The 16,774-nt window shown below is 69.2% G+C and carries 16 protein-coding genes; 9 read left to right on the forward strand and 7 right to left on the reverse strand.

The window, feature by feature from the left end; all coding sequences use genetic code 11:
* Window positions 1–462 precede the first annotated feature (462 nt).
* Both RZR99_RS19515 and RZR99_RS19520 read left to right on the forward strand, forming a co-directional pair.
* On the forward strand, window positions 463–2,586 hold the full coding sequence (locus RZR99_RS19515) for a site-specific recombinase (protein ID WP_323121417.1): 2,124 nt from the start codon (window positions 463–465) through the stop codon (window positions 2,584–2,586).
* A gap of 79 nt (window positions 2,587–2,665) precedes the next feature.
* Entirely contained in the window at window positions 2,666–3,961 is a 1,296-nt protein-coding gene (locus tag RZR99_RS19520; protein WP_323121418.1) for a THUMP domain-containing class I SAM-dependent RNA methyltransferase, read from the forward strand.
* 41 nt (window positions 3,962–4,002) lie between these two features.
* On the opposite strand, the gene RZR99_RS19525 is transcribed toward RZR99_RS19520, so the two are convergent.
* Both RZR99_RS19525 and RZR99_RS19530 read right to left on the reverse strand, forming a co-directional pair.
* Window positions 4,003–4,443, reverse strand: a complete 441-nt coding sequence (locus tag RZR99_RS19525) for an SRPBCC domain-containing protein (protein WP_323121419.1) — start codon at window positions 4,441–4,443, stop codon at window positions 4,003–4,005.
* Between the two features lie 24 nt (window positions 4,444–4,467).
* Complete coding sequence (locus RZR99_RS19530; RefSeq protein WP_323121420.1) at window positions 4,468–4,800, reverse strand: ArsR/SmtB family transcription factor; 333 nt, start codon at window positions 4,798–4,800, stop codon at window positions 4,468–4,470.
* 160 nt (window positions 4,801–4,960) lie between these two features.
* Here RZR99_RS19530 and RZR99_RS19535 point away from each other — a divergent pair, with 160 nt between their 5' ends.
* The gene (locus RZR99_RS19535) at window positions 4,961–5,353 is read left to right on the forward strand and encodes a VOC family protein (RefSeq protein WP_323121421.1); all 393 of its coding nucleotides are present in this window, start codon (window positions 4,961–4,963) and stop codon (window positions 5,351–5,353) included.
* An 85-nt stretch (window positions 5,354–5,438) separates the two neighbouring features.
* Window positions 5,439–6,239 carry a helix-turn-helix transcriptional regulator gene (locus RZR99_RS19540; RefSeq protein ID WP_323121422.1) on the forward strand — a complete coding sequence of 267 codons (801 nt, stop codon included), beginning with the start codon at window positions 5,439–5,441 and terminating at the stop codon, window positions 6,237–6,239.
* Window positions 6,240–6,407: 168 nt separating this feature from the next.
* On the opposite strand, the gene RZR99_RS19545 is transcribed toward RZR99_RS19540, so the two are convergent.
* The 3 genes from RZR99_RS19545 to RZR99_RS19555 are packed head-to-tail and all read right to left on the reverse strand — an operon-like array spanning window position 6,408 to window position 9,358.
* Window positions 6,408–7,868 (reverse strand): NAD(P)(+) transhydrogenase (Re/Si-specific) subunit beta, encoded by a 1,461-nt coding sequence (locus RZR99_RS19545; protein ID WP_323121423.1) that lies wholly within the window; start codon window positions 7,866–7,868, stop codon window positions 6,408–6,410.
* Window positions 7,865–8,197, reverse strand: coding sequence for an NAD(P) transhydrogenase subunit alpha (locus RZR99_RS19550; protein ID WP_323121424.1), 333 nt, complete (start codon window positions 8,195–8,197; stop codon window positions 7,865–7,867). Before RZR99_RS19550 ends, RZR99_RS19545 begins: the two co-directional genes overlap by 4 nt.
* Window positions 8,198–8,209: 12 nt before the next feature.
* Entirely contained in the window at window positions 8,210–9,358 is a 1,149-nt protein-coding gene (locus tag RZR99_RS19555) for a Re/Si-specific NAD(P)(+) transhydrogenase subunit alpha (RefSeq protein WP_323121425.1), read from the reverse strand.
* A 263-nt stretch (window positions 9,359–9,621) separates the two neighbouring features.
* On the opposite strand from RZR99_RS19555, the gene RZR99_RS19560 reads away from it, so the two are divergent.
* On the forward strand, window positions 9,622–10,131 hold the full coding sequence (locus RZR99_RS19560) for an NUDIX hydrolase (RefSeq protein ID WP_323121426.1): 510 nt from the start codon (window positions 9,622–9,624) through the stop codon (window positions 10,129–10,131).
* Window positions 10,128–11,264: a tRNA 2-thiouridine(34) synthase MnmA gene (gene mnmA / locus RZR99_RS19565; RefSeq protein ID WP_323121427.1), complete on the forward strand. Its 1,137-nt coding sequence runs from the start codon at window positions 10,128–10,130 to the stop codon at window positions 11,262–11,264. Before RZR99_RS19560 ends, mnmA begins: the two co-directional genes overlap by 4 nt.
* A 97-nt stretch (window positions 11,265–11,361) precedes the next feature.
* Here mnmA and RZR99_RS19570 read toward each other — a convergent pair whose 3' ends face one another.
* Window positions 11,362–11,742 carry a winged helix-turn-helix transcriptional regulator gene (locus tag RZR99_RS19570; protein WP_323121428.1) on the reverse strand — a complete coding sequence of 127 codons (381 nt, stop codon included), beginning with the start codon at window positions 11,740–11,742 and terminating at the stop codon, window positions 11,362–11,364.
* A gap of 74 nt (window positions 11,743–11,816) precedes the next feature.
* Between RZR99_RS19570 and RZR99_RS19575 the strand changes: the two genes are divergently transcribed.
* Both RZR99_RS19575 and RZR99_RS19580 read left to right on the forward strand, forming a co-directional pair.
* On the forward strand, window positions 11,817–12,587 hold the full coding sequence (locus RZR99_RS19575) for an NAD(P)H-dependent oxidoreductase (RefSeq protein ID WP_323121429.1): 771 nt from the start codon (window positions 11,817–11,819) through the stop codon (window positions 12,585–12,587).
* A 305-nt stretch (window positions 12,588–12,892) separates the two neighbouring features.
* Window positions 12,893–14,512, forward strand: a complete 1,620-nt coding sequence (locus tag RZR99_RS19580) for an FMN-binding glutamate synthase family protein (protein WP_323121430.1) — start codon at window positions 12,893–12,895, stop codon at window positions 14,510–14,512.
* Between the two features lie 69 nt (window positions 14,513–14,581).
* Here the strand turns inward: RZR99_RS19580 and RZR99_RS19585 are convergent, their stop codons facing one another.
* On the reverse strand, window positions 14,582–15,193 hold the full coding sequence (locus RZR99_RS19585) for a glutathione S-transferase family protein (RefSeq protein WP_323121431.1): 612 nt from the start codon (window positions 15,191–15,193) through the stop codon (window positions 14,582–14,584).
* 164 nt (window positions 15,194–15,357) lie between these two features.
* Between RZR99_RS19585 and RZR99_RS19590 the strand changes: the two genes are divergently transcribed.
* On the forward strand, window positions 15,358–16,749 hold the full coding sequence (locus RZR99_RS19590) for an aminopeptidase P N-terminal domain-containing protein (protein WP_323121432.1): 1,392 nt from the start codon (window positions 15,358–15,360) through the stop codon (window positions 16,747–16,749).
* Window positions 16,750–16,774 lie beyond the last annotated feature (25 nt).

Consider the following 16,774-nt stretch of genomic DNA (forward strand, 5'->3'; position numbering starts at 1 on the left):
GCCACCGGCAGGCGCTCGGCGTGCTGGCCGCGCAGATCGCGGCCGGCGTGCGCGCGATGGCGGGGGCCGCGGCGGCGACCGCTCCCGCGAAGGGCGCGGCCGCCGCGCCGCGCGTGCGCTGCCCGGCGAATGCGCCCGACACCGATGCGCGCGGGGCCAGTCTCCCGCAGTGAAGCGCGGGCGCGGGCCACCGGTTCCGCGCCGGTTTTGCACTCTTTGTCAGATTCGATGCGAACCGACTGTCCGGCAAACAGTCGGCTTGCGTTTTTTGCTTTGATTGACGATCCTACGCCCCTTTCGGCGAAAATTCGCCGAAGATGGCGTATTGCCGCGAGCGCTCGATCGCGCGCGGCGACGCGCGCCGGCCGCGCCGGCCGCCCCGAGGCCGATCCGGCGTACCCCGCGCGCCTGCCCGCACCATCCGTAGGAATCCCGCCCCTTGGGGCACTCGACATCCCATTTATGCTTCGTTCCCTGACGACCCTGATCAAGAAGTGGCGCGCGTCGCGCAGTGCCGGCCATCAGCTGGATGCGCTGCTCGCCAACGCGGACGCGGACGCGCCGTACGCGGACCGCAGCGAGTGGCTGATCGAGCTTGCGCACTGGCTTCACCGCAGCGGCGGCGCGATGCAGCCCGCGACGGGTGACGCCGAAAACGCCCAGGACGAGCGCAGCTTCGTCGCGCATGCGCGGCTGCGCTACGTGCTTCACGTGCTCGACCGCAATCCCGCCTGGAAAACCAACGTCGCGCGCATCCTGCGCGGCGCGCTGCGCGAAAGCGACGGCATTTCGCTGCTGTGCGATGCCGGCATGCCGGTGCATTCGGGTTTCTTCGGCGCGCTGTTCGAGCGCATCGACTCGTCGCTGATTCCGCCGGCGCCGAACCGCCGCGAGCTGGCCGCGCTGTTCACGCTGATGTTCCCGGCGCCCGGCGACGCCGCGTGGATCGACGCGCTGCCCGACGACCTGCTGGTCCGGCTGCGCGACCTGTTCGCGTTCGACGTCACCGACAAGGAGCGCCACCAGCCCGGTTCGTTTTCCCGCGACCTGCTGGCCGCGCTGCACAACCTGACCTGCCAGATCAGCTCGACGGGCCTGTCGCAGACGGTGCGCAGCCGGCTGTCGGACGACGACGCGCTCAAGCCGCTCGAATCGCAGCCGTTCTACCGGCTGACCCGCGCGATGCTGGCCGTCGAGACCGCGCATGCGGCGCTCGAGGACGGCGGCGACGCGAACAAGCTGCTGCACGAAGTGAACTACCTGCGCGTGTTGCTCGACGAATGCCGGGAATCGGTCGACGACGTGTTCGCACATCTGTATGTCAACGGCGTGTCGGTCGACATCGTGTTCCAAGTCGAACGGATGCGCATGCGCATCCAGCGCGCCGAGTCGCTGCTGAACGCGTGGATGGCCCGCGACGACCTGCGCGGGCTCGCGCACCTGACCGCCGAGCTGGTCGACGCGAACCAGAACAGCCAGAGCGTGTCGCACCTGGTGCGCAGCAATTTCTCGCTGTTCGCGCGCAAGCTCGTCGAGACCAATGCGGACACCGGCGAGCATTACATCTCGCGCGGCCGCGACGAGTACCTGAAGATGCTGCGGATGGCGGCGGGCGGCGGCCTCGTGACGGTCGCGACCGTCTGCATCAAATTCTGGATCACGGGCGCGCACCTGCATGCGATGTTCGAAGGACTGCTCGCCGGCATCAATTACGCGGCGAGCTTCATGCTGATGCACTTCCTGCATTTCACGCTCGCGACCAAGCAGCCGGCGATGACGGCACCCACCATCGCGCGCGAGCTCGACGGCACCGGCCACGAGGACGGCGTGAAGCAGTTCGTCGCGTCGGTGATCGCGCTGATCCGCACCCAGGCGGCGGCGATTTCCGGCAACGTGCTGGTCGTGCTGCCGGTGTGCTTCGCCGTGCAGCTGTTCGCGGGCACGGTGCTGCACGCGAACGTGATCTCGCCGCAGAAGGCGCACGCGACGCTGCAGTCGTTCTCGCTGTTCGGTCCGACCCCTGTCTACGCGGCGCTCACGGGCGTGCTGCTGTGGGCGTCGAGCCTGCTGGCCGGCTGGGCCGACAACTGGTTCGTGCTGCACCGCGTCGGCGACGCGCTCACCTACAACCGGCGCCTGCGGATGACGCTCGGCGTGACCGGCGCGGCGAAGCTCGCGCACTTCTGCCGCTCGAACGTCGCGGGGGTGGTGGGCAACGTCGGGCTCGGCCTGATGCTCGGTCTCGTGCCCGCGATCGTCAGCGTGTTCGCGTTCTCGTTCGAAGTGCGGCACGTCACGCTGAGCGCCGGCTCGATCGGTGTCGCGCTGGGCGTGCTCGGCAAGGATGCGCTGCATACCGCCGAACTGTGGTGGGCGGTCGCCGGCGTGCTGAGCATGGCGATCCTGAACGTCGCGGTCAGCTTCGCGCTCGCGTTCACGATGGCGGTCCGCTCGCGCGCGCTGCGGCCCACCAAGGTCCGCTCGCTGATCGCCGCGATCGGCCGCGCGGTGCTCGCCAACCCGTTCAGCCTGTTCTGGCCGGTCGGCGCCCGCGCGTCCCGGACGAGCGAATCCGGCACGCACTGACGCGAAAACGGGGCGGCGGCGCGGGAGGCGCCGCCGCCCCGCGTACAATGGCATCCTTTTCCTCGCATCCTCCCGTCTTATGTCCTCGCCTTCCCCGTTCGATTTCTTCGCCCCCTGCCCGCGCGGGCTCGAAGCCGCGCTCGCCGCCGAGCTGGCCGAGATCGGCGCCCGCCATGCGGGCGCCCCGTTCGAAGCAGGCGCCCAGGTACCGGGCGGCGTCCATTTCCGCGGCGGCTGGGCGGCCGCGATGGCGGCCAACCTGCATTCGCGGATCGCGAGCCGGGTGCTGCTCAAGATCGCGCACCGGCCGTACCGCAACGAGCAGGACGTCTACGCGCTCGCGCTCGAGCAGGCATGGGAACGCTGGTTCGCGGCCACCCAGACGCTGCGCGTCGACATCACCGCGATCAAGTCGCCGCTCAAGAGCCTCGAATTCGCGACGCTGCGGGTCAAGGACGCGATCTGCGACCGCCTGCGCGACAAGACCGGTGCGCGCCCGAGCATCGACACCGCGCAGCCCGACGTGCGCGTGTTCGCGTTCCTGACCGCCACCGACTGCACGCTGTACCTCGACACCTCCGGCGAGCCGCTGTTCAAGCGCGGCTGGCGGCTCGACAAGGGCGCCGCGCCGCTGCGCGAGAACCTCGCGGCCGGCATCCTGCGCCTGACCGGCTGGACGCCCGACATGCCGCTGTACGACCCGATGTGCGGCAGCGGCACCTTCCTCGCCGAAGCGGCGCAGATCGCGCTCGACATCGCGCCGGGCGTTGAGCGCCGGTTCGGTTTCGAGAAGCTCAAGCAATACGACATCACCGCCTGGCAGGGGCTCAAGGTCGCCGCGCAGGACGCGAAGCGCGCGGCGCGCGGCAAGCGCGACAGCCTGCAGGTGTTCGGCAGCGACATCTCCGGCGACATGCTGGACAAGGCCCGGGCGAATTTCGACCGCGCCGGCCTGCCGACGGTGTGGCTCAAGCAGGTCGACGCGCGCGGCATGACGCCGCCCGTCGGGACGCCCGGCGTGATCGTCGCGAACCCGCCGTACGGCGAGCGGATCGAAGTGCGCGGCCGCGGCCCGCGCGGCGATACCCGCGAGACCGGCCGCAACCGCGGCAACGACGACGCGTTCCGCCGGACCCATGAGGACACGCCCGACGCCGAGTTCTTCCACGCGCTGGGCGATGCGCTCAAGCAGCGCTTCACCGGCTGGCAGGCATTCCTGCTGACATCCGACCGGACGCTGCCGGGCCAGTTGCGGCTGCGCGAGTCGGCCAAGACGCCGCTCTTCAACGGCGCGCTCGAATGCCGGCTGTTCCGCTTCGACCTGATCGCGGGCAGCGTGCGCCAGCGGCCGGCGGCGCCCGCCGACGGCGCGTAACGGTCAGATGCCGGCCGCCGCGCACGCGGCGGCCGGCATCCTCACCCGGTGTGCCGCGTTGCTTCGCGCGCCCGGTGACGCGCCGTCATCGGTAGCGCGCGGCCCGTCTCGAGCGGGGATTTCAGACTCGGCACCACCACGGGCCAGCCCTTGCGGATTCCGCGCTCCGTCTCCGACCCCGGCACCCGCTCCTCATGGGTGACGGTCAGCCGCGCCGCACCGTCGAGCGACGGCGCCACCCCGAACGTCACGCGCGACGTCTCCCCGCCCTCCTTCGCGCGCCACGTGATCACCCGCCGTCGCGGCGGATCGTTCTCCAGCCCCTCCCCGACCCGCCCGACCTTGGCGGCGGCGTCGTAGTTCCGATGCGCCCAGCCGGACCCGATGCGCCAGTCGGATACGCCGCAATGGCGCACCCCGTACGCCTTCGTCGGTTCCGCACGGGTGAGCGCATCGAATACGCGCTCCGGCGTCGACAGCATGCAGGTGACGGACACATCGCGGGTTCACGCATCGTCGTCGCCATCGATGCGGGCCGCGTCGAGCCCGCGCTTCAGATCCGCCAGTGCCTGCAGGCGCCTGCGTTCGAACTTACCGATCCAGCGCTCGGCCAGCTCGTGGATCGGCACGGGATTCAGGTAATGCAACTTTTCGCAGCCATGCCGCACCGTGGCGACGAGATTCGCCTCCTCCAGCAACGCCAAATACTTGCTGACAGCCTGACGGCTCATGTCGAGCCCATCGCACAGCTCGGCCAAGGTCTGTCCGTTAGTCGCGTGCAGCAGATCGAGCAGTGGACCGCGGGTAGCGTCCGCCAACGCCTTGAAAACGAGGTCCATCTATCGGCCGATCGTTCGCTCCCTCATGCAACCAACCGGTTGCATGTCAAGAGTCGTCATGCTGCTGACAACACGCTGGCAGCAGCCCCCACGCACACTGCAGTTCCGGCGCAAGGCAACGCGGGTTTCCGATTCGAGCGCCATCAACAAGGAGCATGTCATGACCGCAGCAACCCTGGAACGTGCAATCGCCTGGTTCGACATCCCGTCGATCGATTTCGACCGTGCGATCCGTTTTTATGAGGAAGTGCTTCAAACAAAATTGCAGCGCGAAGTGCTCGGCGGCGTGCCGATGGCGATCTTCGGCCACGAGGACGCGACCACGGGCGGCAGCATCGTCTACGATCCGCAGCAGATCAAGCCGAGCGCGAACGGCGTGCTGGTCTACCTGAACGCCGGCGCATCGGTGACGTCCGCGCTCGATCGCGCGAAGCGCGCGGGCGGTCTCGTGCAGGGCACGGTGGTCGAGCTGCCGAACAACTACGGCTATATCGGCTACCTGATCGACACCGAAGGCAACCGGGTCGGCCTGCACTCGCCGAAATGCAATTGATCGATCGCGCGTGCGCCTGCCCGGCGGGCGCCGCGCGGCGCTATCATCGCGGCATTCCTCCCCCCGCCCCCACCGAGACATCGCGATGACGCGCCGCGCCGACCGTTTGTTCCAGATCGCCGAACTGCTGCGCGGCCGCCGCCTGACGACCGCGCAGCAGCTGGCCGACTGGCTGTCGGTGTCGCAGCGCACCGTCTACCGGGACGTGCGGGACCTGCAGCTGTCCGGCGTGCCGATCGAGGGCGAGGCGGGCATCGGCTACCGGCTCAACCGCGCGGCAAGCCTGCCGCCGCTCACCTTCACGGCGGAAGAGCTGGCCGCGCTCGCGGCCGGCGCGCGGATGCTCGAAACCTGGGGCGGCGCCCGCTTCGCGGGCGGCGCGCGTTCCGCGCGCGCGAAGATCGCGTCGGCGATGCCCGCCGACAAGCGGGCCGCGCGCGGGGCGGGCGGGGGTTTGCTCGAAACGTGGGGCGGCGCCCGCTTCGCGGGCGGCGCGCGTTCCGCGCTCGCGAAGATCGCGTCGGCGATGCCCGCCGACAAGCGGGCCGCGCTCGACCGGATCGCGGTGTTCGCGCCGTCGTTTCACATCGACCGGACGTTTTCGGAGAAGGTCGACGCGATCCATCAGGCGGTCGATACCCGGCATGTGGTGAGCTTCGCGTATCGCGATCGGCTCGGCGCGCACACCCTGCGCCGCGTGTGGCCGCTCGGGCTGGTGTACTGGGGCGGACGCTGGACGATCGGCGCCTGGTGCGAACTGCGCGGCGCGTTCCGCAACTTCGACGTGGCCCGCATGGGCGACGTGGCGGTCCACGAACAGTTCCCCGATCAGGAAGGCCGGCGGCTCGCGGACTATTTGCGCGAAGCCAACGCGCCGATGCGGTGAGCACCGCCGGCACGCCGGCTTGAATACGACGAACGGACTGCCGAGGCAGTCCGTTTTTTCATGGCGAAGCGCGGACGTCGTTCGGCACGCGGCCTTGCGCACGCCGTCGCACGGCGGCCGGCCGGACCCGCGCCCGCGGCCCCCCGGCGTCGAGGCGCCGCGCCGGTGTTACTCGACAGCCTTCACCATGTCCTCGATGACCTTCTTCGCGTCGCCGAACACCATCATGGTCTTGTCCATGTAGAACAGATCGTTGTCGAGCCCCGCGTAACCCGCCGCCATCGACCGCTTGTTGACGATCACCGTGCGCGCCTTGTACGCCTCGATGATCGGCATCCCCGCGATCGGCGATTTCGGATCGGTCTTCGCGGCCGGATTCACCACGTCGTTCGCGCCGAGCACGAGCACCACGTCGACCTGGCCCATCTCGCCGTTGATGTCCTCCATCTCGAACACGATGTCGTACGGCACTTCCGCTTCCGCGAGCAGCACGTTCATGTGCCCCGGCATGCGCCCGGCGACCGGGTGAATCGCGTAGCGCACGTCGACGCCCTTCTCGATCAGCTTGTCGGTCAGCTCCTTCAGCGCGTGCTGCGCGCGGGCAACCGCGAGCCCGTAGCCCGGCACGATCACGACGGATTCCGCGTTGCCGAGCATGAACGCCGCATCGTCGGCCGAGCCCGATTTCACCGGACGCTGCTCCTTCGCGCCGTCTGCGCCGCCGGCCGCCGCTTCGCCGCCGAAGCCGCCGAGGATCACGTTGAAGAACGACCGGTTCATCGCATGGCACATGATGTACGACAGGATCGCGCCCGACGAGCCGACCAGCGACCCGGCGATGATCAGCATCGGGTTGTTCAGCGAGAAGCCGATGCCCGCCGCCGCCCAGCCCGAGTACGAGTACGAGTTCAGCATCGACACGACCACCGGCATGTCCGCGCCGCCGATCGGGATGATGATCAGCACGCCGAGCGCGAACGCGATCGCCGTCATGATGACGAACGGCAGCCACGCCTGGGTCAGGCAGAACAGCACGCCGAAGCCGAGCATCGCGAGCGCGAGCATCAGGTTGATCATGTGCTGGCCCGGATACACGACGGGCGCGCCCTGGAACAGCCGGAACTTGTACTTGCCGGACAGCTTGCCGAACGCGATCACCGAGCCGGAAAACGTGATCGCGCCGACGAAGGTGCCGATGAACAGCTCGATCCGGTTGCCGAACGGGATGAAGTTGGCCGCCACCGCGTCCTGCGGCACGAGTCCGAACGCTTCCGGCTCCGACACCACCGCATACGCGATGCAGACCGCCGCGAGACCGATCAGCGAGTGCATCGCCGCGACCAGCTCGGGCATCTTCGTCATCTCGACGCGCGCGGCGACGACCGCGCCGACCGCGCCGCCCACCACCAGCGCGCCGAGCACGAGCCCGATGCCGAGCGGCAGGTTCGCGCCGAGCCAGGCGGCCTGCTTGACGATCAGCGCGACGGTGGTGAGGATCGCGATCGCCATCCCGACCATGCCGAATAGATTGCCTCGTCTAGCGCTCTTCGGATTCGACAGCCCCTTCAGCGCCTGGATGAAGAACACCGACGCGACGAGGTACAGCAGCGTGACGACGTTCATGCTCATTGCGCGCCCTCCTTCGCTGCCTTGGGCTCGGCCCGCTTCGGCTCCTTCTTGCGGAACATCTCGAGCATCCGCCGGGTGACGAGAAAGCCGCCGAACACGTTGACCGCGGCGAGCGCCACCGCGAGCGTGCCGAACACCTTGCCGGTCGTGCCGACCGTCAATGCGGCGGCCAGCATCGCGCCGACGATCACGATCGCCGAGATCGCGTTGGTCACCGCCATCAGCGGCGTATGCAGCGCGGGCGTGACGTTCCAGACCACGTGGTAGCCGACGTACACCGCCAGCACGAAAATGATCACGTTGATGACCGTGTGATTGATGAGTTCCATCGCCGCCTCCCGTTATTTGCGCACGACTTCGCCGTCGCGGCACAGCAGCGTCGCGGCAACGATGTCGTCGTTCAGATCGATGTTGAGCGCGCCCTCTTTCGTGACGATCAGCTTCAGGAAATCGAGCAGATTGCGCGCGTACAGCGCCGACGCATCGGCCGGCACCATCGCGGCGAGGTTGGTGTAGCCCGCGAGCGTCACGCCGTGCTGCAACGTGACTTCGTCGGCGACGGTGAGCGGGCAGTTGCCGCCGCGCCGGCCGTTCTGGCCGTCGACTTCCGGCCCGCGTCCCGCCGCCAGATCGATCAGCACCGAGCCCGGCTTCATCGCCTGCACCGTTTCCGCGGCGATCAGCGTCGGCGCGGGCCGGCCGGGGATCAGCGCAGTGGTGATCACGATGTCGGCCTGTTTCGCGCGCTCATGAACGAGCGCGGCCTGGCGCGTCAGCCACGACGGCGGCATCGGCCGCGCGTAGCCGCCGACGCCTTCCGCCGCGTCGCGCTCCTCCTGGGTTTCATAGGGAACGTCGAGGAATTTCGCCCCGAGCGATTCGATCTGCTCCTTCACCGCCGGGCGCACGTCCGACGCCTCGATCACCGCGCCGAGGCGCTTCGCGGTCGCGATCGCCTGCAGGCCCGCCACCCCGGCGCCGAGGATCAGCACGCGGGCCGCCTTCACGGTGCCCGCCGCCGTCATCAGCATCGGCATGAAGCGCGGATAGAGCGCCGCCGCGACCAGCACCGCCTTGTAGCCGGCGATGTTCGCCTGCGACGACAGCACGTCGAGGCTCTGCGCGCGCGTCGTGCGCGGCGCGGCTTCGAGCGCGAACCCGGCGACGCCCGCCGCCGCGAGACGCGCCGCCTGCTCGGCGTTGAACGGATCGAGCATCCCGACAAGCGTCGCGCCGCGCTTCAGCAGCGCGGTTTCGGCCTCGGTCGGCGCCTGGACCTTCAGCACCAGCTCGGCGGACAGCGCGGCGGCCCGGTCGCCCAGTTCCGCGCCGGCGGCCGCGTAGGCGTCGTCGGGGAAGCTCGCCGGATTGCCCGCGCCCCGTTCGACCGTCACGCGATGGCCGGCCGCCGCGTATTTTTTGACCGTCTCCGGCGTCGCGGCTACGCGCGCCTCGTTCGCCCGCGACTCGGCAGGCACTCCGATATGCATTGTCGATCCCTCCAGTTTTCACTGTTCTCTACTGCGAAGGCGAGCCGGAACGGCTGACAGCGGACATACCGGCTCGAAGGCAACGGCTGATTCACGCGCCACTTTAACCGAAAGCGCCGGCCGCGCCGGAATCCGGCCCTTTTCCGCCGCGCCCGTCGGCTGGACAAACGGGGCAGGCCGTGCATGGTTCGCAGCGACGGGGTCGGAACCGCGATGCGCGGCGGTCCGGCAGGGCGGCCGCGCAACCGGTAAAATGCGCGCCTATGAAACCCGAAATCTGGACCCCTCACGTGACGGTCGCCGCGATCGTCGAACGCGACGGACGCTTTCTCGTGATCGAAGAACACACTTCCGCCGGGCTGCGCATCAACCAGCCGGCGGGCCACCTCGAAGCCGGCGAAACGCTCGTCGACGCCGTGATCCGCGAAACGCTCGAAGAAACCGCCCGTCCGTTCGAGCCGGAAGCGCTCGTCGGCGTGTATCTCGCCCACTACGAACGCCCCGCCAGCGAGGGCGCGACCTACCTGCGCTTCACGTTCTGCGGCCGCGCCGCCGAAGCGGTCGCGGACCATCGGCTCGACGACGGCATCGTCCGCACGCTGTGGATGAGCGCGGACGAACTGCGCGCGTGCACGGACCGGCACCGGTCGCCCGCCGTGATGCGCGGCATCGACGACTACCTGGCCGGCCGGCGCGTGCCGCTCGAATTCGTGCACACGCATTCGGTCGCGCCGCGCACCGGCGCCGAGCGGCGCCAGGCGGTGGCCAAATGAGCGGCCCGCGCGTGGTGGTGGGGATGTCGGGCGGCGTCGATTCGTCGGTGACCGCGTGGCTGCTGAAGGAGCAGGGTTACGACGTCGTCGGCCTGTTCATGAAGAACTGGGAAGACGACGACGACGGCGAGTACTGCTCGACCCGGCAGGACTGGATCGACGTGGTGTCGGTGGCCGACCTGATCGGCATCGACGTCGAGGCGGTCAATTTCGCCGCCGAATACAAGGACCGCGTGTTCGCCGAATTCCTGCGCGAATACTCGGCCGGCCGCACGCCGAACCCGGACGTGCTGTGCAACGCCGAGATCAAGTTCAAGGCGTTCCTCGATCACGCGATGACGCTGGGCGCGGAAACGATCGCCACCGGCCACTATGCGCGCGTGCGCGAGCGCGACGGCCGCTTCGAGCTGCTGAAGGCGCTCGATCACACCAAGGACCAGTCGTACTTCCTGCACCGGCTGAACCAGGCGCAGTTGTCGAAAACGCTGTTCCCGCTCGGCGAAATGCCGAAGACGCAGGTCCGCGAGATCGCCGCGCAGATCGGTCTGCCGAACGCGAAGAAGAAGGATTCGACGGGCATCTGCTTCATCGGGGAACGGCCGTTCCGCGATTTCCTGAACCGCTATCTGCCGACCCGGCCCGGCCCGATGAAGACGCCCGACGGCAAGACGGTCGGCGAACATATCGGGCTCGCGTTCTACACGTTCGGGCAGCGCAAGGGCATCGGCCTCGGCGGCAGCAGGGACGGCAGCGGCGAGCCGTGGTTCGTCGCGGCGAAGGACATTCCGTCGAACACGCTGTACGTCGTGCAGGGCCACGATCATCCCTGGCTGCTGTCGCACCGGCTGGTTGCCGGCAACACCAGTTGGGTCGCCGGCGCGCCGCCCGCCGAAGGCTTCGCGTGCGGCGCGAAAACCCGCTACCGGCAAGCGGACGCCGCGTGCACGGTCGTCCGCGCGGACGATCCCGCCCACTTCGCGCTGCACTTCGACGCCGCCCAGTGGGCGGTCACGCCCGGCCAGTCGGCCGTGCTGTACGACGGCGAAATCTGCCTCGGCGGAGGGATCATCGAATCCGCCGCGCCCGTCGACGCGGCCGCGGCGGACGCCGGTGTGCTTGCCGAAGCGCGCTGAGCCGAACGACCTGCCGGCCCGCGCGCGGCCGGCCTATTGTTCCCTTCCCCTTCCTTTACCGACCGCCGGCCTCCATTACGGCCGGCCTCGCCCCCCGTCAGCGCATCCGGCGCACCGCCTCGTCGTAGCGCTCGCGCGCCGCGTCGAGTTCGGGGAAATGCCGCTCGGCCCACCGGTCGAGCGCCGCCAGCGTCCGCACCAAAGACCCCGCCACCGGCGTCAGCCGGTACTCGACGCATGCCGGTTTGCCCGCGCAGGCATCGCGCGCGATCAGGCCGTTGCGCTCCAGTTCGCGCAGCGTCTGCGTCTGCGTCAGCATCTTCTGGGAAATGCCGCCGATGTGCCGCAGCAGTTCGCCGTTGCGCTTCGCCCCGTCCGCCAGCGCGGGCAGGATCAGCATCGCCCACTTGCCGCTGATCAGCGCGAGCGCATCGCGCGCCGAGCAATCCGCTGCGTAGACATCGCCGGGGAATGCCATGGTTACCTCCGGGTACGTCATTGCGCGGCCTTCGGCCGCCGGCCATCATCGTCGCACACCCCTGGAGATCGTTCATGCACGCACTGGTCGTCGTTGCCCACCCCGAATCCCGATCGTTCAACGCGTACCTCGCCGGCGAAGCGGCCGCGGCCTGGCGCGCGCAAGGTCACACCGCCGCCGTCGTCGATCTCTACGCCGAAGGGTTCGACGCGCGCGAAGCCGCGTGGCACTACGCCGACCGGCTCGATCCATCGCGCTTCGACGCGCAGCGCGAACAGCGCCATCACTGGCAGCGCGGCACGCTCGCACCCGAGATCCGGCGTCATCTCGACCTGCTGCACACCGCCGACGCGCTGCTGCTGCAGTTCCCGCTGTGGTGGTTCGGCGCGCCCGCGCTCCTCAAAGGCTGGATCGACCGCGTGTTCGTCTACGGCGGGCTCTACGACAGCCGCCGCCGCCATGAACACGGCGTGCTGCGGGGCCGCCGCGCGCTGCTGAGCGTGACCACCGGCTCGTCGGCGGCCGCGTGCGCGCCCGACGGCCGCGAGGGCGATACGCGCCTGCTGCTGTGGCCGCTCATGTATGCCCTTCAGTATGTCGGCTTCGACGTGCTCGAACCGCACCTGATCCACGACGTCCGCGGCGACCTGCGCGAAGCGGATGCGCTCCGGCTCGACGCGCAACGCCGGCGGCAGTTGGAAACCTATCGCGAACGGCTGCGCGACTGGCCCGCGTGGCCGAGCGTGCGGTTCAACGCCGCCGCGGATTTCGACGACGGCACGACGCTGAAGCCGGACGCGCCGGTGCATAGCCCGTTCATCCGCCACGCGCGGCGCGACGGCTGACGACCCGCGCCCTCGACGGCGATCCGGCACGATAACGCGGGTTTCACGGGTCCCGTAGTAGACTCTGCTCCATCGTGGGCACCCGTCGCGATCCGCCCCCGGACGCACCCCGCGAGCGGAGTGCCGCCGGTCATACGCGGCCCCGACGGGCGCCGCCGACATGCCGGCAACCCGGGACCGGCGCGGCTTTGCGCCGCGCGGCGCCGTGGCGGCCGGCATGGCGCGCAGCGGCGTCCCGCCGCTGCGGATGCCGCCGCGCCCACTCTAAGCATGGCGGCAATCCAGAAAATGATTATGGAGTCCCCATGTTTTCCCGACGCTATCTCGCGATGTGGTGCGCCGTCATCCTGTTCGTGGCCGTCGCGGCGCTGGCCGCGCAGCATACCCTCTCATGGTTGTGGCTCGTCGTGCCGGCCGCGCTCGTCGCGCTCGGCTGCTACGACCTCAGACAGGACACGCACGCGATCCTGCGCAACTACCCGCTGTGGGGCCATCTGCGCTTCATGTTCGAATTCATCCGCCCGGAAATTCGCCAGTACTTCGTCGAGGACGACACCGACGAGAAGCCGTTCTCGCGCGCGCAGCGCAGCGTCGTCTACCAGCGCGCGAAGAACGTCGGGGACAGCCGTCCGTACGGCACCGAACTGAACGTGAAGGCGGTCGCGCACGAGTGGATCAGCCATTCGCTCGCGCCCACCAGGCTCGCCAGCCACGACTTCCGGATCCGCGTCGGCGGCACCCGGGCGCAACCCTACGACATCTCGATCTTCAACGTCTCGGCGATGAGCTTCGGTTCGCTGTCGGCCAACGCGATCCGCGCGCTGAACCTCGGCGCGAAGAAAGGCGGCTTCGCGCACGATACCGGCGAAGGATCGCTGTCGAAGTATCACCGCGAGAACGGCGGCGACATCATCTGGGAAATCGCGTCCGGCTACTTCGGCTGCCGCAACGACGACGGCACCTTCAACCCGGACAAGTTCGCGAAGCAGGCGGCCGACCCGCAAGTGAAGATGATCGAGGTGAAGCTGTCGCAGGGCGCGAAGCCCGGCCACGGCGGCGTGCTGCCGGCCGCGAAGATCACGCCGGAGATCTCCGAGACGCGCGGCGTGCCGATGGGCAAGGACTGCATCTCGCCCGCCACCCATTCGGAATTCTCGACGCCGCGCGGCCTGCTCGAATTCGTCGAGCGCCTGCGCACGCTGTCGGGCGGCAAGCCGACCGGCTTCAAGCTGTGCATCGGCCACCCGTGGGAGTTCTTCGGCATCGCGAAGGCGATGCTGGAAACCGGCATCGTGCCGGACTTCATCGTCGTCGACGGCGCGGAGGGCGGCACGGGCGCCGCACCGCTCGAATTCGCCGATCATGTCGGCGTGCCGCTGCAGGAAGGGTTGCTGCTGGTACACAACACGCTCGTCGGCATCGGCTTGCGCGATCGGGTGAAGATCGGCGCGAGCGGCAAGATCATCACCGCGTTCGACATCGCGCGCACGCTCGCGATCGGCGCGGACTGGGTCAATTCGGCGCGCGGCTTCATGTTCGCGGTCGGCTGCATCCAGGCGCAGACCTGCCATACCGGCCGCTGCCCGACCGGCGTCGCGACGCAGGACCCGGTGCGGCAACGCGCGCTGGTGGTGCCCGACAAGTCGGACCGCGTATACAACTTCCACCGCAACACGCTGCACGCGCTGCAGGAACTGGTGCAGGCCGCGGGCCTCAAGCATCCGTCCGAACTGCGCGCGCATCACATCGTGCAGCGCATCGCTCCGCACGAAGTGCGCCTGATGTCGCAACTGCTCAAGTACTTGAAGCCCGGCGCGCTGCTGAACGGCGGCCACTGCGGCTTCTCGCTCTACGAGCACTGGTGGCCGATCGCGCGCAGCGACACGTTCACGCCCGGCGAAGCCGTCTACGCGTCGTTCGACTGAGCGTCGCGCCGGCTGCGGCCAACAAAAACGCGCCCCGCGGGGCGCGTTTTTGCTCGAGGCGCGCGGATGTTATTCCGGCAGCGTATCGATGAACGACGGGCGTTGCGCGAGCTTCGCGAAATGCTTGTCGAGATTCGGATGACGCTCTCGCCAGTTCAACTCCGGCATCCGGAAATCGAGGTAGCCGAGCGCGCAGCCGAGCGTGACGTCGGCCAGCGTGTAGTGGGTGCCGACGCACCACATCTTGCCGCCGAGCCCCTGCGACATCGCGACGAGACCGTCGTCGATCTTGCGAAGCTGGCGCGCGATCCACGCCTCGCTGCGCTGCGCCGGCTCGCGCTGCACATGCTCGATGCGAATCGCCACCGCGGCGTCGAGCACGCCGTCGCCGAGCGCCTCCCAGCACCGCACCTCGACGCGCTCGCGCCCGGACGGCGGGATCAGCTTGCCGACCGGCGACAGCGTATCGACGTACTCGCAGATCACGCGCGAATCGAATACCGCTGCACCGTCTTCCATCACGAGGCACGGCACCTTGCCGAGGGGGTTCGAGGCATGGATGCTGGTATCCGGGGCCCAGACGTTTTCGAGCTCCAGCTTGTAGTCGATCTTCTTTTCAGCGAGCACGATTCGCGCCTTGCGGACGAACGGACTGCTGAGCGAACCGATTAATTTCATCATCTGCCTTGGTTGGGAATCCGCCCGAGAGTATACGTTGTCGCCGATCATAACCGGGCAGTGTGGCTGCGATGAAAATCGGCCGTCCGGCCTGTGGATGGTTTGCAACAGCGCCGCGCGCGCCCCGCGCGCTCACGCGGCGCACCGGACAGCGCTACAATCGCACGATGAATAAGCCGACCGAATCCGCCCTCGCCACCGACGTCTACCGCCTGCGCCGCGAGCGCGTGCTCGCCGCGCTGCGCGCGAGCGGCGGCGGCGTCGCCCTCGTCCCCACCGCGCCGATCGCGCTGCGCAACCGGGACGCGGACTACCCGTACCGGCACGACAGTTATTTCTATTACCTGACAGGCTTCACCGAACCCGACGCCCTGCTCGCGCTCGACGCGACGGCCGGCCAGTCGATCCTGTTCTGCCGGGCGAAGAACCCCGAGCGCGAAGTCTGGGAAGGGTTTCATTTCGGCCCCGACGGCGCGCGCGATGCGTTCGGCTTCGACGCCGCGTACGCGATCGATGCGCTCGACACCGAGCTGCCGCGCCTGCTCGCCGATGCGCCCGCGCTGCATTACCGCTTCGGCGCATCCGCCACCCTCGAGCGCCGGCTGGAAGGCTGGCTCGACACGGTGCGCGCGCAGGGCCGCGCGGGTGTCGCCGCGCCGGCCGCCACCTTCGATCTCGCGCCGCTGCTGGACGACATGCGGCTCGTCAAGGATCCGCACGAGCAGGCGATCATGCGCCGCGCCGGCGAGATTTCCGCACTCGCCCATCGCCGCGCGATGGCGGCATGCCGCCCCGGCATCCGCGAATACGAGCTGGAAGCCGAACTGCTGTACGTGTTCCGCCGCCACGGCGCGCAGGCGCCCGCGTACGGCTCGATCGTCGCGGCGGGCGCGAACGCGTGCGTGCTGCATTACCCTGCCGGCAATGCGGCCGCCCGGGACGGCGACCTGATCCTGATCGACGCCGCCTGCGAACTCGACGGCTACGCGTCCGACATCACCCGCACGTTCCCCGCCAACGGCCGCTTTTCCGGTCCGCAGCGCGCGCTGTACGACGTCGTGCTCGCCGCGCAGGAAGCGGCGATCGCGGCGACGCGCCCCGGCGCGCCGTTCGACGGTCCGCACGATGCGGCGGTCCGCGTACTCGCGCAGGGCCTGCTCGACACGGGCGTGATCCCGAAAACGCGCTTCGCGAGCGTCGACGACGTGATCGCCGAGCGCGCATACGCGCGCTTCTACATGCATCGTACGGGCCACTGGCTCGGCATGGACGTGCACGATTGCGGCGACTACCGCGAGCGGCAGGCGCCGCGCAACGCGCAGGGCACGCTGCCGTCGCGGGTGCTGCACGCGGGCATGGCGCTGACGATCGAGCCCGGCCTGTATGTGCGTGCCGACGACGACGTGCCCGAAGCGTACTGGAACCTCGGCATCCGGATCGAGGACGACGCGTTCGTCACGCCGGACGGCTGCGAACTGATCACGCGCGGCGTGCCGGTGGCCGCCGACGAGATCGAAGCGCTGATGCGTGACGCGCGCACCGCTCCCCCGCAGTCCTGATGCGCGCCGCCTGCTTACCGATACC

Origin of the sequence: Burkholderia alba, from assembly GCF_034721475.1 — a bacterium.
GTDB lineage: Bacteria > Pseudomonadota > Gammaproteobacteria > Burkholderiales > Burkholderiaceae > Burkholderia > Burkholderia alba.

Coding starts and splice junctions, on each gene's coding strand:
- RZR99_RS19570 (WP_323121428.1), bottom strand. CDS start 11,742: ATGGCATTCCCCGGCGATGTCTACGCAGCGGATTGCTCGGCGCGCGAT.
- RZR99_RS19585 (WP_323121431.1), bottom strand. CDS start 15,193: ATGATGAAATTAATCGGTTCGCTCAGCAGTCCGTTCGTCCGCAAGGCG.
- RZR99_RS19575 (WP_323121429.1), top strand. CDS start 11,817: ATGCACGCACTGGTCGTCGTTGCCCACCCCGAATCCCGATCGTTCAAC.
- RZR99_RS19545 (WP_323121423.1), bottom strand. CDS start 7,868: ATGAGCATGAACGTCGTCACGCTGCTGTACCTCGTCGCGTCGGTGTTC.
- RZR99_RS19580 (WP_323121430.1), top strand. CDS start 12,893: ATGTTTTCCCGACGCTATCTCGCGATGTGGTGCGCCGTCATCCTGTTC.
- RZR99_RS19535 (WP_323121421.1), top strand. CDS start 4,961: ATGACCGCAGCAACCCTGGAACGTGCAATCGCCTGGTTCGACATCCCG.
- RZR99_RS19555 (WP_323121425.1), bottom strand. CDS start 9,358: ATGCATATCGGAGTGCCTGCCGAGTCGCGGGCGAACGAGGCGCGCGTA.
- RZR99_RS19550 (WP_323121424.1), bottom strand. CDS start 8,197: ATGGAACTCATCAATCACACGGTCATCAACGTGATCATTTTCGTGCTG.
- RZR99_RS19530 (WP_323121420.1), bottom strand. CDS start 4,800: ATGGACCTCGTTTTCAAGGCGTTGGCGGACGCTACCCGCGGTCCACTG.
- RZR99_RS19590 (WP_323121432.1), top strand. CDS start 15,358: ATGAATAAGCCGACCGAATCCGCCCTCGCCACCGACGTCTACCGCCTG.
- RZR99_RS19515 (WP_323121417.1), top strand. CDS start 463: ATGCTTCGTTCCCTGACGACCCTGATCAAGAAGTGGCGCGCGTCGCGC.
- mnmA (WP_323121427.1), top strand. CDS start 10,128: ATGAGCGGCCCGCGCGTGGTGGTGGGGATGTCGGGCGGCGTCGATTCG.
- RZR99_RS19540 (WP_323121422.1), top strand. CDS start 5,439: ATGACGCGCCGCGCCGACCGTTTGTTCCAGATCGCCGAACTGCTGCGC.
- RZR99_RS19560 (WP_323121426.1), top strand. CDS start 9,622: ATGAAACCCGAAATCTGGACCCCTCACGTGACGGTCGCCGCGATCGTC.
- RZR99_RS19520 (WP_323121418.1), top strand. CDS start 2,666: ATGTCCTCGCCTTCCCCGTTCGATTTCTTCGCCCCCTGCCCGCGCGGG.
- RZR99_RS19525 (WP_323121419.1), bottom strand. CDS start 4,443: ATGCTGTCGACGCCGGAGCGCGTATTCGATGCGCTCACCCGTGCGGAA.